The organism is Burkholderia sp. 9779_493 (genome assembly GCF_015712215.1).
GTDB lineage: Bacteria > Pseudomonadota > Gammaproteobacteria > Burkholderiales > Burkholderiaceae > Burkholderia > Burkholderia cenocepacia.
The window spans coordinates 1-1,345 of record NZ_JACCQA010000099.1 but is presented as its reverse complement, the minus strand read 5'-3'; the positions used below and the strand labels follow the sequence as shown (position 1 = coordinate 1,345).

General features: G+C 60.2%; 1 protein-coding gene. It reads right to left on the bottom strand.

Annotated elements, in window-relative coordinates; genetic code table 11:
- Positions 1-40 precede the first annotated feature (40 nt).
- A complete protein-coding gene (locus tag H0X95_RS35655; RefSeq protein WP_034200813.1) occupies positions 41-1,291 on the bottom strand; it encodes an IS256 family transposase in 1,251 nt (416 codons plus the stop codon).
- Positions 1,292-1,345 lie beyond the last annotated feature (54 nt).

Sequence of the window (1,345 nt, the reverse complement as noted above, 5' to 3'; positions counted from 1 at the left end):
GGGGGTGTCAGGATTTCCGTGTTCAAGGCGGGTTGAGTAATTACACGGAAGGCCGGATGAATCGATCTGCGTAAAGGATAGCGAATTGGTTCATGGCGGTCTTCCAGTCATGAGCTGCACTACCCCAATTCGCCGTGATGTTGCGCAGGGCCAGCCAGATGAGTTTCGTGGCTGCCTCGTCGGTCGGGAAGTGACCACGGGTCTTGATGATCTTGCGCAACTGCGAGTTGATATTTTCAATCGCGTTCGTCGTGTAGATGATCTTGCGCACACCCGGCGGAAACGCAAAGAACGGAATCACACGATCCCAGGCGTTGCGCCACGCGCTACTGACGGTCGGGAATTTCTGGCCCCACGGACCATCCGCAAACGCATCGAGTTCGGCCTGAGCGGCTTCCGCACTGGGGGCGGCGTAGATCGGTTTGATCGCGGCGGCCAGTCCTCTGCGGTCCTTCCAACTGGCGTAATCGAGGCTGTTGCGGATCAAATGGACGATGCAGGTTTGCAGCGTCGTGGCCGGAAACACTGCTGCCAGCGCTTCGGGCATGCCCTTCAGTCCGTCAGTGACGGCGATCAGGATGTCGTGAACGCCGCGCGTCTTCAAGTCATTGAACACCTTCATCCAGAACTTGGCGCCCTCGGTATTTTCGATCCACAGGCCCAGGATCTCCCGCGTGCCGTCGGGCAGCACACCCAGCGCCAGGTACACCGCCTTGTTGCGCACGACGGCGTCTTCGCGAATCTTGACCCGCAGTGCGTCGAAAAACACGACCGGATACATTGGCTCGAGCGGCCGGGCCTGCCAGGCGGTTACTTCGGCCATGACCTCGTCGGTGACCGAGCTGATGAAGTCGGGCGAGACCTCAGTGCCGTACTGTTCCAGCAGGAAGCCTTGGATCTCGCGTACGGTCATGCCTCGGGCATACATGGCGACGATCTTGTCGTCGAAGCCCGTGAAGCGCCGTTCGTGCTTGGGAATCAGGATGGGTTCGAAGCTGCCGTCGCGGTCACGCGGCACCTCGATACGGATCGGACCGTCTTCGGTCAGAACCGTCTTGGCCCCTTTGCCGTTGCGCTGATTCGTGGCGTTGGCCGGCTTGGCAGCACCGGGAGGGTAGCCGAGATGATGGTTCATCTCGCCGCCCAGTGCCCGTTCGATCAGCGCCTTCTTGAGCGCCAGCGTCGCGGCATTGATGGCTTCAGCCGTCATCGGACCGTTGCCGAACTGCTCAAGCAACTCGGCCGGAATCGCCGGCAGAGCCGCCGGCTGGGCTTTCGGTTTGCGAGGCATAAATTCTCCTTGGGAGCATGTTATGCCTTAAACACAAAATTCCTGACAGGCCCC

What these genes read in the sequence shown, in the direction of transcription:
- H0X95_RS35655 (WP_034200813.1), bottom strand. Translation starts at nt 1,291, where the DNA reads ATGCCTCGCAAACCGAAAGCCCAGCCGGCGGCTCTGCCGGCGATTCCG.